Below are 17,213 nucleotides of genomic sequence, written 5' to 3'. Positions count from 1 at the left end.
GAAAACCCGCGCCAAATATTTTTTAGAAGTCGTACGATGCCTCGACGTATAGCTGACGTCCGATTGGATCGTCATACCCAGTTGCATAGAATGGAGAGGTATCGCTTAGAGGATCTGCAGGCGGTACTTTGTCAAACATGTTGATAGCACCAAGAGTTACACGACCACTCTCGTTGAATTGGTAAGAAGCCGTTAGGTTCCACGTTGTCATACTAGCGATTTCTGCTTTGTAACCCGCTTTTTTAGCAGAATCACAGTCATCAAAGTAGTAACGGTTTGCGTAGCTTGAACACATACGGTCGCGGTATTTACCAAATAGGTTGATAGCGACATCTTCATATGCCCAGCCAAGATTTAACGTTGCGGTGTATTCAGGCATGAAATCTCTTTCATCCGTTACAGGCTCGCTGTCGTTTTCTTGATATTCAGCAATCAAGATCTTCGTTACAGCAACACGCGTGTTAAATGAACCGAACTCATTAGTGTCGTATGCGTATTTGATCGCTAGGTCAATACCAGAACGCTCTTCATACGACTGGTTCACTGGACCATAGGATACCGACTTGATGGTGCCATCTGGGTTACGAACGACTTCAGTACCTGGGTATTTACCTGGATCGTTAATTACATCTTGGTAAGTTGGTGCAGTTACGACGTCTTCCATCTTGATGTGGTACCAGTCAACAGTTACACCAAGATCATCCACAGGCTCCCACGCTAGGCCCAAGTTAATGTTTGTACTTGTTTCTTCTTTCAGCTCAGAGTTAGGGCCATTAAGCGTATCGAAGTACTGAGTATCACACTCTGGGTACTTATCTTTATCTTGTGGGCCGCTACCACCAGCGTTGGCACAAAGCTCTGGGTCAAAGCCAGAACCAAAGCCTCGAGTTTGATCACCAAATAGTCGCTTCAAGTCTGGAGCTCGGAAGCCTAGACCGTAGCTACCACGTAGCAATAGGGTGTCAGTAGGACGGTATGCTAGGGCTACTTTAGGAGTGAATGCGCCACCAGTTGCCGAGTCGTCGAAGTAGTGGTCGTAACGACCAGCGACAGTCATTTCTAAATCTTCAATGATAGGAATAAGAGCTTCAACACCAAGACCAATCTGATCACGGTCACCGCCGCCTGATGTTCCACCTAGGCCAGAGAAACCACCAGCTGCTGTTGTAGCATCAATCGTCTCATTGTAGTCAGTACGGTTCCATTCACCATAAACAGCAAAGCCAGACATACCTGCAGGAAGTTCAACCAAATCACCAGCCAGTGAGCCGTTAACAGAGTAAAGCTTTGAGTAGGCTTCTTTGCTTGAAGTGCCGCTGTATTTGTCTACAACGTCTTGAGAGATAGGCCCTAGAAGATCGACATCACCATTTTGTACAGCTTGGTCGAGAGTTAGGAAGATTGCTGGGTTGCTTGTTTCAACGCTTTGCTCAGAGTAACCAGCGGATAGGTCCCAATCATACGTATCAGCAAGCAGGCCGTTCAAGCCTAAGGTTAAGCCAAAAGAATCGGCTTCAGTGTTACTTTCGCGTGGTCCAAATTCGACCATACGGCGAGTGTATTCGCCTTCGCCGCGGAAGTGAGTGGCATCAACTTCAACGCTGTAAGGGTTAGGTTCGAATTCAGATTCTGTAGACTTGTAGCCAAAACGGGCTTCTGCCATGGCAGTGACATTGTCGTTAATGTCCATTTCACCACGTAAAAGTAGGTCTACTTGTTTGTTTTCTGGTTTTAATGTTCGGTATGCAGAGCGGTTAACACCACACTTTCCATCCGCTCGTTCAATCGCGGCATCACCAACGACTTCTTTACATGAAGAACCAGCATCAGCTGGTGTTAGAAGTGTTCCGTTGGCGCCTTCAAAGTTTGCACCGTAGCTAGAGTAGCCACTTAGCTGAGAACGGCTAGAACCGTCATCGCCAGCCCAATCATCTCGGTCAGATTGCTTTAGCATTTCGTTGCCCGCAAATTGGCCAACGAAGAGAATACGTTTGTCGTCAAAGTTTTTGCCAGCTACAACGTCTAAACGACCATTTTGGTAACCACCATCCGTCGCGTCACCCGCGCGTACTTTTACAGAAACGCCATCAAAGTCTTTCTTTAAAATGAAGTTTACGACACCACCGATTGCGTCGGAGCCGTAGATAGCAGAACCTGAGTCGGTCATTACTTCAACACGCTCAATAGCGGCGACAGGGATTTGGCCGATATCTTGGAAGTTAGATGTACCATCTTGTGCTAGCGGGTATTGAGGAAGACGACGGCCATCAATAAGAATCAATGTGCGTGACGCGCCAAGGCCACGTAAGTTGACTGACTGCGCTGCTGGTGTAAACGAGAAAGAGTCTGTTTGAGCCATTACACCACCTGTGTTTTGGGTCAAACTGTTCAATACGTCTTGCGCGCTGTTAAAGCCTTTAGACTCAATGTCTTTACTATTAATAACAGTAACTGGTGAAGGACCTTCCATATCCGTCGTGGAGATACGCGAACCAGTAACTTTCATCTTTTGAAGTTTTTCAACTTGCTGCTCTTCTGCCAGTGCTGTTGCTGGGGCTGCAACTGCTGCTGTCCCCAAAGCAAGGCTTATCGCAACAGATAAAGCGGTTGTGTTTTTATACATCCTTGTTGCTCCGATTATTATTATTTCCTATGTCTGGCCGCATAGCGGCCAAATGTGACGTTAATATTTCGTTAACGTTCGGCCAATGTATAACCGAGATGAAAAAAGGAAGTCAAACCAGTGGTAAACGGGGATGCTTAAATGTAAAAAAGATGTAAATAACCAGGCTTTGTTTAAAAGGCGGAATAAAAAACCGAATAAGGTTTATGCATCGAGATTAAATTTCAATAAAACACCGTATTTTGTGTTTCTTATAAACTTTAATGACTTATCTTGCCTATGGTTTTTTAGTGGGTAATTGAATCTGGAAAAAGATATTTTTCCAGTGAATTGTTCTGAGATGAGTTTTATATCGAATCCATACTTTGTTAGCTCGAACTTATTAGGTGGTATCAAAATATGATACCCATTGCTGTTAAAGGGCTCACTCGTATTTTTAGGTCAAATATAACCTTGGATTATGTGTCTATTTATGTGTGTATGGTGCATTTTTATGTAGGGTTTTGGCTCTAAACAGCCTAGATTGATATTCTGTATGAATTATTTTTGTGGTTTTTTATAATTTTTTACAAAAACATTTCTGTTTTTCGACATCGAAGGAAGTTTGTCATGTTTTGGTTTCAAACACTTGAAGCTGATGTGGATTCAAGATAAATATGACGCTGAAATTATTGCAGTAGTAGAAAAGTCTAGCTCTTGAGGCGCAGGGAGTGTGCTTCAACAGTTTTAGTTACTACGAGATAAATATGCACCATTTTGGGCGGAAAATATCCTCTTTCACTCCGTTTGAACTGGACAGTAGACAAGGAGCAAGTTGTATATGCTGTCGTACTTTTTACGCCGTTTGGCGTTGGTTATCCCAACGTTTCTCGGGATAACTATTCTCATCTTTGCTATCACTCGTTTCGTGCCTGGCGGACCTGTTGAACGCATGTTGTCACAAATGCAGTCCCAGGGGGACGGCGCCGCATCAATGACGTCTGCGGGTGGTAATACGGCCCTTTCTGACGATCAAATCGCGGAGCTGAATGCGTTTTATGGCCTGGATAAACCAGTAACGGAAGCGTACGTCGAATGGTTAAGTCGTTTGGTAATGCTAGATCTTGGCGAGTCGACGCGTTACTACGAGCCTGTCTCGGACATGATCGCAGAGCGTTTGCCAGTGTCGTTGTTTTATGGCGGCATGACCTTCTTTATTAGTTATTTTATCTCGATTCCTCTTGGTTACTATAAGGCGCTCAAGCACGGTTCTGTGTTTGATTCCGCCTCTTCAGTACTCATTTTCGTAGGCTACGCGCTACCAGGTTATGTGGTGGGTGTATTGCTGATCACGTTATTTAGTTATCACTTGGAATGGTTTCCGATGGGAGGCTTTGTCGGCGATGACTTCGACGATTACGAAACCTTCTTTGAACGCGCTAAAGACATTATGTGGCATGCGGTGTTGCCTTTGATCTGTTACCTCATTGGTGATTTTGCCACGCTGACGATGACAATGAAAAATAACCTGATGGAAAACCTTTCCTCAGATTACATCCGCACCGCAATTGCGAAAGGATTACCTTTCAAAAAAGCAGTTCGTAAGCACGCGTTGCGTAACAGCTTAATTCCGATCGCGAGTCACTTTGGTAACTCTTTGTTGTTCTTCATGACCGGTGCCTTCCTGATTGAAGTTATCTTCAATATTGATGGCATTGGCTTATTGGGTTACGAATCAATCATGGAGCGTGATTACCCTGTTGTTATGGGTATTGTCGCCATTAATGCGTTGTTACTTCTCATTGGTAACATCATTTCAGATATTTGTGTTGCTTTAGTCGACCCACGTGTGAAGTTTGGAGCGTAACATGATTAAAGTTAGTCCATTAACTCAAAAGAAAATTCGTCACTTTAAAGAGATCAAACGAGGCTATTGGTCGTTTGTTGCTCTTTCTATCATGTTGATCCTTTCTCTATTCGCCGAACTTTTGATCAACAGTAAAGCGCTAGTCGTCAAGTACGATGGTAGCTACTATTTTCCTGTTGTCAGTGACGTACGTTTAGGTAGCGAATTCGGCCAAGAGTCATCCAGTGAAGCCGATTATCGTGTACTGCAAAAAGCGTTTGAGGCTGAAGGGGGCGACAACTTTGTTATTTTGCCGCTTGTGCCGTGGAACCCATACGAACAAGATTTTAGTGGTGATTTCCCGCCAACAGCACCTAGTGCCGAAAATAAGCATTATTTAGGTACAGATGTGATAGGTCGCGATATTTTGGCGCGACTCGTCTACGGATTCAGAACGGCGATGGGATTTGCGTTGCTTACGATGGCCATTTCCTACGCGATCGGTACTGCAGTCGGTTGTGCTATGGGTTTTTGGGGCGGTAAATTTGACTTGTTTGTACAGCGACTTATCGAAATCTGGTCAATGGTCCCGTTTTTGTACGTCATTATGATTCTTGTCTCAATCGTTCAGCCGACGTTTGCTCTCTTTGTCGCTATTAACGTGCTTTTCACTTGGATGGGTATGACATGGTACATGCGGACCATGACCTATAAAGAAGCGGCACGAGAATATGTAATGGCGGCTCGTGCTTTAGGGGCATCGACCGGACGTATCTTGTTTAATCACATCTTGCCAAATACGATGGTGATGATTGTAACCCTAGCGCCTTTCACTATTGCAGCTAACATCACAGCACTGACTGCTCTCGATTACCTAGGATTAGGCTTGATGCCACCAACGCCAAGTTGGGGTGAACTACTGCAACAAGGTAAGTCAAACTTAGATTCGCCATGGATTGTTGCGTCAGTAGTGACTTCTATAGTTCTGGTTCTGGTAATGGTGACCTTTATTGGTGAAGCCATTCGAGCGGCTTTCGACCCGAAAAAATTCACACGCTATGTTTAAGCGAGCATTGTGAGCAAAACATAAAAAGGGAAGTTTTATGAAGAAATTATTTTTAGCGTCCACGCTGAGCGCCCTGAGTTTTGGTGCAATGTCAGCAACGCTTCCGACAGACTTAAACTGGCAAACAAACTGGGATGAGCCTCAATATGGTTCGCCAGAAGCGAAACGTGGAGGGACTTATCGCACCTTTATGTCAAGTTTCCCGCAGACGTTACGTAGTGTTGGTCCAGACGCTAATGCAGGGCTACGTTCTTTTATCTTAGATGAAACACCAGGCTTGGTGGTCCGCCACCCAGATACTTTAGAGTTCATCCCTGAGCTTGCTAACGAGTGGGCGTTAGCAGGTGACAACAAAACGGTCTATTTTAAACTCAACCCTGAAGCCAAATGGTCGGACGGCAAACCTGTGACTGCCGACGATTTCGTGTTCATGCTGAAGTTTTATCGTTCCAAGGACATCTTGGAACCTTGGTACAACGATTACTACAACAAAACGATTGCGGATGTTATCAAGTACGACACTCATACGTTTGCTGTTAAGGCGGCGAAAGAGTTCAATCCGGAAGAGTTGCTGTTACGAATGGGGGCTCTGCGCCCACGCCCCGCACATTTTTATGCTAACCCTTCAAAAGATGAAAATGGTGACGGTATACATGACAACTTTGTCCGCTACTACAATTTTAAAAGTGAACCAACGACCAGTGCATACTACCTAGATGACATTAAAAAAGGTAAAAGTGTTACCTTCAAACATGTCGGTGAAGACTGGTGGGGTTACAGCAATAAGTATTATCAACATCGTTATAATGTCGACAAAATCCGCATCACAGTGATTCGCGACAGTGATATCGCGATGAAGCACTTTGAGAAAGGGAAGCTGGACGCATTTGGTCTTGTTTTACCAAGCTTATGGCATGATAAATCGAATACGGAACCTTACCAAAAGGGATACATTCAAAAGTTCTGGGGTTACAACCAATTTCCAGTTGGGGCTGGTGGTGTATGGATGAACACCGCGATGCCTTTGCTGGATGATTTAAACATTCGCAAGGGCATTACTTACGCGATTGACTTTGATGGCATGATAGAGAATGTCATGCGTGGCGACTACTCCCGTAAACCGAACCCGACCGGTTATGGTCATGGTAAATACACCCTACCAGATGCTAAGGCACCGACGTTTGATCCCACAAAAGCGGCCGAGGCATTCGAAGCCGCAGGCTTTAACAAAATTGGTTCTGATGGTATTCGTGTCAATGATAAAGGTGAGCGCTTAAGCTTCGAGCTGACCTACGGAACACCTGTTCATACTCCTCGTATTGCCTTTTTGCGTGAGCAAGCCAAGCTAGCAGGGCTGGATATTGAGCTCAAGTTAGTTGATGGCTCATCCATGTTCAAATACGTACGTGAGAAAAAGCACGATTTGGCTTTCTTAGATATGGGTACGTCTGAGATCCCAACGTATTGGGAGTACTTCCATTCAGTCAATGCGAACAAGCCGCAAACTAACTCTTTCACAAACTACAGCACGCCTGAACTGGATGAAAAGATCATCGAGTATCGTTTTGGCATGGATATGGATAAAAAGATCCAGCTAGGTCATGAGATTCAGCGTGACATCATTGATGCTCACGTTATCGTCCCAGGCTACATGGTTCCTTATGTCCGCTATGGTCACTGGCGCTGGTTAAAGTTTCCAGATAAGCCAATGAATCGCATGACAGAGGCGCTGTTCAGTGGTTCAATCATAGGCGATGGCACTTACTGGATTGATAGTGATATCAAAAAAGAAACGAAACAAGCGATGAAGTTAGGCAAAGCTTTTGAACCTGTTGTTGTCGTAGATGACACTTATAAGCTGTAAGGATTGGTTATGGAAAACGATGTAATCCTAAGTGTTAAAGATCTCGAAGTTGAATTTACCACCGATGATGGGCCAGTGAAGGTTCTGCATGGTGTGAACTTTGATGTGAGAGCTGGACGTACACTCGGTCTGGTGGGAGAGTCAGGTAGTGGTAAGAGCGTAACCTCAATGTCGATCATGGGGCTATTACCTAAGCCATATGGCAACATCATTAAAGGTGAAGTGAATTATCGCGGCACCAACCTAGTTGATTTGCCTGCGGAAGAGATGTACGCCATGCGTGGCGATCGCATTTCGATCATCTTCCAAGACCCGATGACTGCGCTCAACCCAGTGCACACCATTGGTCGTCAAATATGTGAAGTGCTTGAGCTCCATCGACCTGAGCTCGACAAAAAGGAGCGGGAGGCGTACGCGATTGAGATGCTGGCAAAAGTAAAAATTCCAATGCCAGAGAAGCGATTGAATGAGTATCCCCATAACCTATCTGGTGGTATGCGCCAGCGTGTCATGATCGCGATGGCATTGGCCTGTAAGCCGGATATTCTGATTTGTGATGAACCGACTACAGCGTTGGATGTTACGGTTCAGGCGTCTATCCTTGAACTGATGAACGAGCTTCAGGAAGAAACGGGCATGGCGATGATCTTCATCACTCACGATCTCGGGGTTGTGGCAGAAGTGTGTGATGATGTTGCCGTGATGTATGGCGGACGTATTGTCGAAAAAGCAGAAATTTTTGAGTTGTTTGATAACCCGCAGCACCCATACACAGAGCGTTTGATGGGGTTGATGCCGAGCTTAGATAATGAGCCGAAGCAGATGATCGATATCAAGCCTATTGATGCCAGTATGTTTGCCAGTTAACTGGGCAAAGTGAACCAGTCATAAAAGAGGATGTTATGGCAAAAGAAGTATTAAGAATTGAAAATCTTAAGCAGCACTTTGTTTCTGGTAAAGGGCTGTTCAAGAAAGGCTACACCATCAAAGCGGTAGACGGGGTTTCACTGTCTGTTTCTGAAGGTGAAACACTGGGGCTAGTTGGTGAGTCAGGTTGTGGTAAAAGCACCCTTGGTCGCACGATCTTAAAGTTATACGAGCCAACAGAAGGTAAGATTTTCTTTGAAGGTAAAGACATCACTAAATTGTCTGTTAAAGAGATGCGCTCGCTGCGTAAAGACATGCAAATCGTCTTTCAAGACCCAATGGAGTCACTCAATCAGCGTCATACCATCGGTATGATTCTGGAAGAACCGTTTGTTATTCATAAAATTGGCACGCCAACAGAGCGTAAACAGTGGGTAAAAGAGCTTTTAATCAAAGTGGGATTACCAGAAACGGCAGTAAACCGTTATCCACATGAATTTTCAGGCGGACAACGGCAGCGTATCGGTATTGCTCGCGCGATTGCATTGAAGCCTAAATTACTGATTTGTGATGAATCGGTATCTGCGTTAGATGTGTCGGTACAGGCGCAAATCTTGAACCTATTGCTACAGCTGCAACAAGAAATGAACTTGGCGATCATATTTATCTCTCACGATCTCTCGGTGGTGAAACATGTTTCTGACAAAGTTGCCGTGATGTATTTTGGTAAAGTGGTAGAAGCAGGCAGTGCTAAAGAAATTTATGCAAACCCGCAAAACGAATACACCAAAAAACTCCTATCTGCGATTCCGATCACTCACCCTAAATATCGGAAGAAAAAGCGCGTAGCTGAAAAAAAGCAGCAAGTGGCGTAAGTGATGCCACAGGTCCTATAACACAAAAGCGCTCCGCCAAATAAGCGGAGCGTTTTTATAAGCAAATGCCAGGACTTGGAGTCGATTTGCACTGATGTTTATTCTGATTGATTGAAGATCGTTGCATGCTAAACTCAAGGCCTATTTTCTTTGTTTGGATAATGGACCATGCCGTCGAATTTACCGAAATCCTTTAGTCGACCTTTCCTGAAAATCTTCCATATTTTGGAGGCGGTGTTATTAGTCTCTATTACCTTGGCGACGTTGTACGCCATGATGCAAGAGTTTGTGCACGTATTTGTAGAGAAGCGTGTCTTACTCACAGATATTCTTTTGATGTTTATCTATCTGGAAGTGCTCGCCATGGTGCAGCAGTTCGTGATGAATGGTAAAATTCCGGTACGCTATCCTATCTATATCGCGATGATGGCGATCGCCCGCTACATCACACTCGGAATGAAAGAGCTGGATGCGGTTTTGGTTGTGTGGTTATCTCTGGCTGCGTTTATTTTGGCTGCGGCTACTTTGCTGATCAGAATTGGGCACCATTATTGGCCCTACGTTGATAACAGTACCTTGGAAAAAGACGAATAAAAGAAAGCCCCGTATTAGCGGGGCTTTTTTGTTTCAATACTCGATGACTTTTAGATCATTCAATGTTTTGGATCTGCTCACGCATCTGTTCAATTAGAACTTTCAGTTCAACGCCCGATGCGGTGATGTCGGTGCTGATGGATTTCGACGCTAGCGTGTTCGATTCACGGTTGAACTCTTGCATCATGAAGTCCAGACGACGACCGACTGCGCCACCTTTTTTCAGAATGTTTGTGGTTTCTTTTACGTGAGAATCAAGACGGTCTAGCTCTTCTGCTACGTCTGATTTCTGTGCCAGAAGGATAAGCTCTTGCTCAACGCGAGATGGTTCTAACTCTACTTTCGCATCTTCAAATTTAGAGAACAGACGCTCACGTTGCCACTCTAGTATTTCTGGCATGCGTGCGCGCACTTTCACAACTTCTGATGTGATCGCTTCTAGGCGTTGCTCAATTAGCGCCTTCATGTTCTCGCCTTCACGAGCGCGCGCTTCAATAAATTCATCCATTGCGCCATCAAACGCTTCTAGTAGCACTTTATTTACCGCATCCATGTCTTGCTCTGGCGTTTCCATTACCCCCGGCCATTGCATGACTTGAAATGGATTGATTCGGCTCAGTTCACCAGTCATGTGCATGACTTGTTCAGCGGCTTTAATTACCTGGCTAGCAAGCGCTTCATTGATGCTAAGCTCACCTTTTGCGGCAGGGTTTGCTTCAAAGCGTAGATTACATTCTACTTTGCCTCGCGCTAAGCGCTTACGAAAACGCTCACGTAAAACGGGCTCTAACCCGCGAAATTGCTCTGGCATGCGGAAGTATGTTTCTAAATAACGCTGGTTCACGCTGCGGATTTCCCATACCGCAGAACCCCAATCGCCTTTTACTTCTTTGCGTGCATACGCTGTCATACTGTAAATCATCGAATTTTCCTGTCTTCATTTTTTGAAAATTACTTCAAGAGTGTATCACGCTGCGTCGATAGGTGCGCGGGATGTATGGATTGTTTATGTTGTGCCAGATGCGTAACCTATGAATCCGGAATCGATTCCGTTATAATCTTCGCCCAACCAAATCGTCTTCTCCTCATATTTAAGGTAGATGCCCATGCGTCCAAACGATCGCAAGGCGGATCAAGTTCGCCCTATCAAAATTACTCGTAACTACACAGCTTACGCTGAAGGGTCAGTGCTAGTTGAGTTCGGTAACACCAAAGTGTTGTGTAATGCGACCGTCGAAGAATCTGTGCCACGTTGGCTAAAAGGTCAAGGTAAAGGCTGGGTTACAGCTGAATACGGCATGCTACCTCGAGCAACACATTCGCGTACTCGTCGTGAAGCGGCAAGTGGCAAACAAGGCGGCCGTACGATGGAAATTCAGCGTCTTATCGCGCGAAGCCTACGCGCTGTTGTCGATCTAAAAGCCATGGGTGAGTTCATGATCACCGTTGACTGTGATGTTATCCAAGCTGACGGTGGTACGCGTACTGCATCCATCAGCGGTGCAAGTGTTGCAATGGCCGATGCGTTCCAACACCTAGTAGATAGCGGCAAGCTAAAAGCAAACCCAATGAAAGGCCACGTAGCGGCAGTTTCAGTTGGTTTGCTAGGTGATGATGTTCTGTGTGACCTTGAGTACGTTGAAGATTCAGCGGCAGACACAGACATGAACGTAGTAATGACCGAAGAAGGCAAGATGATTGAAATTCAGGGCACCGCAGAAGGTGAACCGTTCAGTCACGAGCAGCTGATGGCTCTGCTAGAGTCGGCGAAAGTCGGCATTACGGAAATTGTCGCAGCGCAGAAGGCGGCGTTAGCCAATTGATTTAAATAGCTCCCATTATGGGGGCTATTTTTTTATCTCGACAATAGAGAAATGAATGATTGTCGAGAAGAGACACAAGAAACCAAGGACATAGAGAGAAAATAATGAAAGCATACCAGCGTGAATTTATTGAGTTTGCACTTGAGAAAGAAGTTCTTAAGTTTGGTGAGTTTACTTTGAAATCTGGCCGTAAAAGCCCGTACTTCTTTAACGCTGGTCTTTTCAATACTGGTCGTGACCTAGCGCGTCTTGGTCGTTTTTACGCAGCCGCGCTCGCTGACTCTGGCATTGAGTTTGATGTACTGTTTGGCCCGGCGTACAAAGGTATCCCAATCGCGACGACAACAGCAGTCGCGCTGGCGGATCACCACGATATCGACACGCCTTACTGCTTCAACCGTAAAGAAGCGAAAGATCACGGCGAAGGCGGTAACCTTGTGGGTTCAGCGCTTGAAGGTCGAATAATGCTAGTGGATGACGTAATCACAGCAGGTACTGCGATTCGTGAATCGATGGAAATAATTCAAGCAAATGGCGCAGACCTTGCTGGTGTGTTGGTTGCGATTGACCGCCAAGAAAAAGGCAAAGGTGAGTTGTCTGCGATCCAAGAAGTGGAGCGTGACTTTGGTTGTGCAATCATCTCAATCGTTAGCCTGACTGACCTTGTGACTTTCCTTGAAGAGAAAGGCACAGACAAAGAGCATCTAGAAGCAGTTAAAGCGTACCGCGCAGAATACGGCATTTAATTGGTTACTTTTTCTGAAAAAGTAAAAAGGGCAGATGGATATTCATCTGCCCTTTTTTGTTTTTGGATTTATCGCCGTGACCACTTACTTATAGCGAATGCCTTTCTCGACATGCTCATCTTGCATGGTTTTATAGCGTTTATGGAGCCACATCCATTGCTCTGGAGCGCGTAGAATGACTTCTTCCACATACTTGTTCATATAAGCGGCAGCGGCGACTTCGTCTTTTTGTGGATAGTCGGCTTCAATGCACTTATCGGCGATGATGTCGTATTTTCCTTCGTCATTGCGAAACCCTGAGCCTGGGATGATCGCACATTTTGAGGTATACGCCAGAATGCTCGTGCCTGTTGTCGTACACGCATCGTCTACGGCAAAGAAGGGCACAAATACTGATTTTTTGCGACCGTAATCGTGATCCGGTAAATAGAACAGACGCTCACCGCTGCGTAAAACACGAATCATCTTTTTTACATCTTTACGATCAATCAGTTTATTGCCGTTATGTGTTCGTCCCCAATACTGGATAAAGTTATAAGCAGGATTATTATGCGGACGAAACGCGCCGTACCCGGCCACGCCTAACACGGCGAAAGCACGCGCAGTGATCTCTAGATTAAGAGCATGGACACAACAAAGTAGGACGCCTTTACCTTCTTTGGCTTTTTCACGCAGTGCGCCGAGATCTTTCTCGACGATCAGGTTTTTAAAGCGCCAAGTCGGCCAGAACCAAGTGATTCCGGTTTCTATCAGTGCCATACCGGTATTTTTGAAGTTCTCTTCAACAATATGTTGAATCTCTTCAGGTGTTTTGTCTGGAAAGGCCAATTCTAAGTTACGCTGAGCAACGTGGACACGCTTTTTACCGTAGCGCATGCCAAGTTTACCGAGTGAACGACCTAATGAAAGCAGCAGCCGATAAGGAAGAATATTGACGAGGATGGCCAACAGACCAAAACCAAGCCATACGCCCCAGTTACGAGGGTGAAGAAGTGAAAGAGAAAACTCGGGCTGCGTGTATTTGTCTTTACTCATAGTCTTTTACTTTATTTGTGCACTTAAAAGCGCCCAGTACTCGTCAAAGTTTGCAGTCGGCTGGTATTTAAAGTCGCTACGCACAAAGCGGTTTAGGCTCCCCTCAACTTGTCCCAGAATTTGCGCAGCTAGGATGCGCTCTTCGACAGGGAAAGACTTCCCTTCACGAATCTTACGTTCACGCAGGATTTGGCGCAATTGTGTTTCTATACGCTCAAAGAGTTGATTGATGCGTTCACGTAGACGTTCATTTTCAAACATTAGAGCATGACCCGACAAAATGCGTGTCAGACCTGGGTTACGTTCAGAGAACGCCAAAATAAGGTGCATCACCATACGAATACGCTCTAGTGTATCTTTTTCGTCGTCTAGAATACGGTTGATGCGTGTCATCAAGGCTTCTTCAATGAACTCAATCAACCCTTCGAACATGCGCGCTTTACTTGGGAAATGACGATACAGCGCGGCTTCTGAAACGCCGACTTGCTTGGCCAGTTTTGCCGTAGTAATGCGTGAAGCGCCATCTGTTGATTCAAGCATTTCTGCCAATGCTTGTAAGATCTCTTCACGACGGTTGGATTTTTTACTGCCGGCCATTAGTTACTTCCTTTCAAAATACAAAGTTGAGCGGAGGGGATTATAAGACGCTATTTCGCCTCAAACTAGACCACTAAGGGTGGAATGGGAGATTTAACACCCTTAGTTGTCATTTTTGTACCAAATTTATGCCAGCTTTTGTAAAAAATTGGCAGGGTTTTCAAACGTTAGTTACATCAATTGATGCATTTTTTCGAGAATTTTAAAGCTCAATGCTTCTTTTGATTCTAAAGCGAGCGCAAGTTCACCTTCAGGCCAGTAAAGGGTAATCGCGTTGTCGTTGCTGTTAAATCCTTGCCCTGCAACCGAAACGTCGTTTGCACAGATCATATTGAGGTTTTTCTTTGTTAACTTGCCTCGAGCATAGGTCTCTACATCATTGGTTTCAGCCGCAAAACCGACGGTAAACGGACGCTTCTCCGTCATTGCTGCCACAGATGCAACAATATCAGGATTTTTAACCATATTAATGACCATTTCGTCGTTGTCTTCTGTCTTTTTCAACTTTTGAGACGCGATCGTTTGTGGGCGGTAGTCGGCAACGGCAGCGCAGCTAATAAACGCATCATGCCTGTTTGCATGTGTCATAACGGCTTCGTGCATCTCTTGTGCACTGGAAACATTTATGCGCTCAACACCTACGGGCGTATTTAAACTGACAGGACCGCTCACGAGGGTGACTTTTGCTCCCATCTGCGCTGCGGCGCTCGCCAATGCATAGCCCATTTTCCCAGAGCTATGGTTAGTAATGTAACGCACTGGATCAATCGCTTCGCGAGTTGGTCCGGCGGTAATGAGTATCGACTTACCTTCTAGCAATTTTGGTTGAAAGAACTGTTCACATAGATGTACTAGCTGCATTGGTTCCAGCATTCGACCTGGTCCTACATCACCACAGGCTTGCTCTCCTGCCGCAGGGCCCCAGATGTGCATACCACGACGCGCTAACGTAGCGATGTTCTCTTGGGTTGCGATATTGCGATACATCTGTTGATTCATCGCAGGAGAAACAGCAACAGGGGAATCCGTCGCGAGCACGAGCGTAGTAAGTAAATCGTTCCCCATGCCTGCGGACATGCGTGCGATTAAGTCCGCGGTCGCTGGCGCTAATAGCACTAAATCTGCCCATTTGGCCAATTCAATATGACCCATAGAGGCTTCCGCTGCTGGGTCTAGTAAACTGTCCGAGACAGGACGGCCCGAAACGGCTTGCATGGTTAAAGGGGTAATGAACTCTTTTGCGGCTTTCGTCATTACAACTTGAACTTGCGCTCCTCTCTCTATGAGGCGACGGGTTAGCTCCGCACATTTATACGCGGCAATACCGCCACTGATGCCGAGTAGAATTTTCTTTCCTGCTAGTGTTTGCATGTGAGATCTCCAATTTGATGACCGGATTTTAACACAATTCAAAGTCTGACCGCCCGAGCATATATAACGAGAAGATAATTCACATCAAACTCCAGAGTATTAATCTGACCGAGGAAGGGAAAATTCTCGCCTACCTCACAGACAAGTTGCGCGGAGTTTGCAAGTCTGAAAAGAAAAAGAGGTAGTGGAAACCATGGTGTTGAAAAGTCGAAACAAATTGCTGCTGATAACCCTAATTCCGCTGTTGTTGATCACCACGTTGATCTCAGTGGTGTATTACATCAACAGCAGTAAAAGTTTGGAAGCGGAGCTGGCAAGAGACAGGCAAGAGCTCATCGAAACGAAAAAGAAAGAGTTACAAGCCTATATGATGATGGGCGTGACGGCGATAAAACCGTTATACGACACGGATGTAAATGGAAGTAATAAAGAGGCAGCAAAAGAAATTCTGAAAGCCATGCGCTTTGAAAGCGATGGCTACTTTTTTGCCTACGACTCTCAAGGTGTGAATACGTTGCACGCCATCAAACCTGCATTAGAGGGTAAAAACCTTTACGACTTAAAAGATGAAAATGGGGTCGCAGTTATTGCGGGCTTGATTGACGCTTCTCAAAAAGGGGATGGGTTCCTCTATTTCTCGTGGCATAAACCGACCATTGACGCACAAGCGCCTAAGTTGGGCTATGCAGAATATCTATCGAAATGGGACTGGGTTTTAGGTACTGGCGTTTATATTGATGACATCGACCAGCAAGTTGCGATGCACAGAGAGTTAAAGACTCAAGAGCTAAAAGAGCATACGTTATCTGCCGTGTTGATTTCCGTTATTGGATTGATCATTACCAGTGTTCTCACCAGTATCGTGGTGTCTAAAGGCATTCAGCCATTACAACATGTCGCGGCTTCATTAAAAGATGTTGCCGCAGGCGGCGGTGACTTAACGGCTCGTTTAAAAGTCGAAAGTCAGGATGAAGTCGGTGAAGTGGCGGCCGCGTTTAATGAGTTTATGGATAAGCTGCACCCACTGATGCAGGACATTCATCGCTCTGCGACGACAGTACAGACCGTTTCTCAAAGCCTGAACACTCAGACCAGCCAAGCGAGCGGTCAAATGCAGGATCACTGTTTAGAGACGGACAAAGTCGTGACGGCAGTGACGCAAATGAGCATGACTGCCAAAGAAGTAGCCAGCAATACCAATGCGACCGCGCAGGCAATTGACGATGCCAACAGTCAAGTCACCGCCGCTCAGCATGAGGTCGAGCAAGCAATAGAAGGCATTACCGAACTCGTGACGGAGATAGACAGCACGTCAGATGCAATTTCTGAGTTGAGTTTACAGACCGAAAAAATAACCAAAGTGCTGGATGTGATTGGCGAGATAGCCGAGCAAACGAATTTGTTGGCCCTAAATGCGGCGATTGAAGCGGCTAGAGCCGGTGAGCAAGGTCGAGGGTTTGCCGTCGTTGCGGATGAAGTGCGCTCGTTAGCCAGTCGTACGCAAAATAGTACTCATGAAATTGGCGACATGCTCAAGCAGCTACAAAATGGTGTATCAAGAGCGGTCAGTACGATGTCGGTGAGCCAAAAACGAGGTGTCAAAACGGCGGAAGAATCTGCGCTCATTCAGCAATCTCTTTCTGGTGTTCATCATTCTATCGGAACAATTCGAGATATGGGTATTCAAACCGCGTCTGCCGCAGAAGAACAAAGTGCGGTTGCAGAAGACATCAACCAAAACTTAGTGGCTATTCAACAGATCGTGAACAACATTAATGAGACGTTGCAGCATGCCGAGTCAATCAGCACGCAGCTATCACAGTCTGGAACGGAAATTCACGGCTTGGTTGGCAACTTTAAACTCTGATGAACTGTTAAGTTGCATGGAAAGCACTGATGGTACGAAGAAAGCGAAAGTCATACTCGA

Annotated in this window: 14 protein-coding genes; 9 read left to right on the top strand and 5 right to left on the bottom strand. The window is 45.6% G+C overall.

Annotation, left to right across the window (positions count from 1 at the left end; translation table 11 throughout):
- Nucleotides 1–22: 22 nt before the first annotated feature.
- On the bottom strand, nt 23–2,623 hold the full coding sequence (locus R7O13_RS12950; protein WP_033905922.1) for a TonB-dependent receptor plug domain-containing protein: 2,601 nt from the start codon (nt 2,621–2,623) through the stop codon (nt 23–25).
- Nucleotides 2,624–3,443: 820 nt separating this feature from the next.
- Here R7O13_RS12950 and R7O13_RS12945 point away from each other — a divergent pair.
- The 6 genes from R7O13_RS12945 to R7O13_RS12920 all read left to right on the top strand — a co-directional run bounded on the left by R7O13_RS12945 (nt 3,444) and on the right by R7O13_RS12920 (nt 9,714).
- Nucleotides 3,444–4,469 carry an ABC transporter permease subunit gene (locus R7O13_RS12945; RefSeq protein ID WP_005384771.1) on the top strand — a complete coding sequence of 342 codons (1,026 nt, stop codon included), beginning with the start codon at nt 3,444–3,446 and terminating at the stop codon, nt 4,467–4,469.
- A 1-nt stretch (nt 4,470) separates the two neighbouring features.
- Nucleotides 4,471–5,514: an ABC transporter permease gene (locus R7O13_RS12940; protein WP_005379369.1), complete on the top strand. Its 1,044-nt coding sequence runs from the start codon at nt 4,471–4,473 to the stop codon at nt 5,512–5,514.
- 37 nt (nt 5,515–5,551) lie between these two features.
- Entirely contained in the window at nt 5,552–7,378 is a 1,827-nt protein-coding gene (locus R7O13_RS12935; protein ID WP_318303999.1) for an extracellular solute-binding protein, read from the top strand.
- Nucleotides 7,379–7,387: 9 nt separating this feature from the next.
- Nucleotides 7,388–8,245 (top strand): ABC transporter ATP-binding protein, encoded by an 858-nt coding sequence (locus tag R7O13_RS12930; RefSeq protein WP_080960121.1) that lies wholly within the window; start codon nt 7,388–7,390, stop codon nt 8,243–8,245.
- Between the two features lie 35 nt (nt 8,246–8,280).
- On the top strand, nt 8,281–9,120 hold the full coding sequence (locus R7O13_RS12925; protein WP_005379372.1) for an ABC transporter ATP-binding protein: 840 nt from the start codon (nt 8,281–8,283) through the stop codon (nt 9,118–9,120).
- A gap of 168 nt (nt 9,121–9,288) precedes the next feature.
- Entirely contained in the window at nt 9,289–9,714 is a 426-nt protein-coding gene (locus R7O13_RS12920) for a phosphate-starvation-inducible protein PsiE (protein WP_025768316.1), read from the top strand.
- A gap of 55 nt (nt 9,715–9,769) precedes the next feature.
- On the opposite strand, the gene R7O13_RS12915 is transcribed toward R7O13_RS12920, so the two are convergent.
- Nucleotides 9,770–10,636: a YicC/YloC family endoribonuclease gene (locus R7O13_RS12915; protein WP_151514496.1), complete on the bottom strand. Its 867-nt coding sequence runs from the start codon at nt 10,634–10,636 to the stop codon at nt 9,770–9,772.
- Nucleotides 10,637–10,820: 184 nt separating this feature from the next.
- On the opposite strand from R7O13_RS12915, the gene rph reads away from it, so the two are divergent.
- Nucleotides 10,821–11,537, top strand: coding sequence for a ribonuclease PH (gene rph / locus R7O13_RS12910; RefSeq protein ID WP_017634994.1), 717 nt, complete (start codon nt 10,821–10,823; stop codon nt 11,535–11,537).
- A gap of 104 nt (nt 11,538–11,641) precedes the next feature.
- Nucleotides 11,642–12,283, top strand: a complete 642-nt coding sequence (gene pyrE / locus R7O13_RS12905; RefSeq protein ID WP_005379384.1) for an orotate phosphoribosyltransferase — start codon at nt 11,642–11,644, stop codon at nt 12,281–12,283.
- Nucleotides 12,284–12,367: 84 nt separating this feature from the next.
- Here the strand turns inward: pyrE and R7O13_RS12900 are convergent, their stop codons facing one another.
- The 3 genes from R7O13_RS12900 to coaBC form a co-directional block, all read right to left on the bottom strand.
- Nucleotides 12,368–13,318 (bottom strand): Kdo(2)-lipid IV(A) acyltransferase, encoded by a 951-nt coding sequence (locus R7O13_RS12900; protein WP_033905948.1) that lies wholly within the window; start codon nt 13,316–13,318, stop codon nt 12,368–12,370.
- Nucleotides 13,319–13,324: 6 nt separating this feature from the next.
- Nucleotides 13,325–13,915: a nucleoid occlusion factor SlmA gene (gene slmA, locus R7O13_RS12895; protein ID WP_005379386.1), complete on the bottom strand. Its 591-nt coding sequence runs from the start codon at nt 13,913–13,915 to the stop codon at nt 13,325–13,327.
- A gap of 171 nt (nt 13,916–14,086) precedes the next feature.
- Nucleotides 14,087–15,286: a bifunctional phosphopantothenoylcysteine decarboxylase/phosphopantothenate--cysteine ligase CoaBC gene (gene coaBC, locus R7O13_RS12890; RefSeq protein WP_154204912.1), complete on the bottom strand. Its 1,200-nt coding sequence runs from the start codon at nt 15,284–15,286 to the stop codon at nt 14,087–14,089.
- Between the two features lie 193 nt (nt 15,287–15,479).
- Between coaBC and R7O13_RS12885 the strand changes: the two genes are divergently transcribed.
- Nucleotides 15,480–17,153: a methyl-accepting chemotaxis protein gene (locus R7O13_RS12885; RefSeq protein ID WP_213869616.1), complete on the top strand. Its 1,674-nt coding sequence runs from the start codon at nt 15,480–15,482 to the stop codon at nt 17,151–17,153.
- Nucleotides 17,154–17,213 lie beyond the last annotated feature (60 nt).

This window comes from Vibrio sp. Y176, from assembly GCF_033438945.1.
This window is presented reverse-complemented; position numbering and strand designations above follow the sequence as displayed.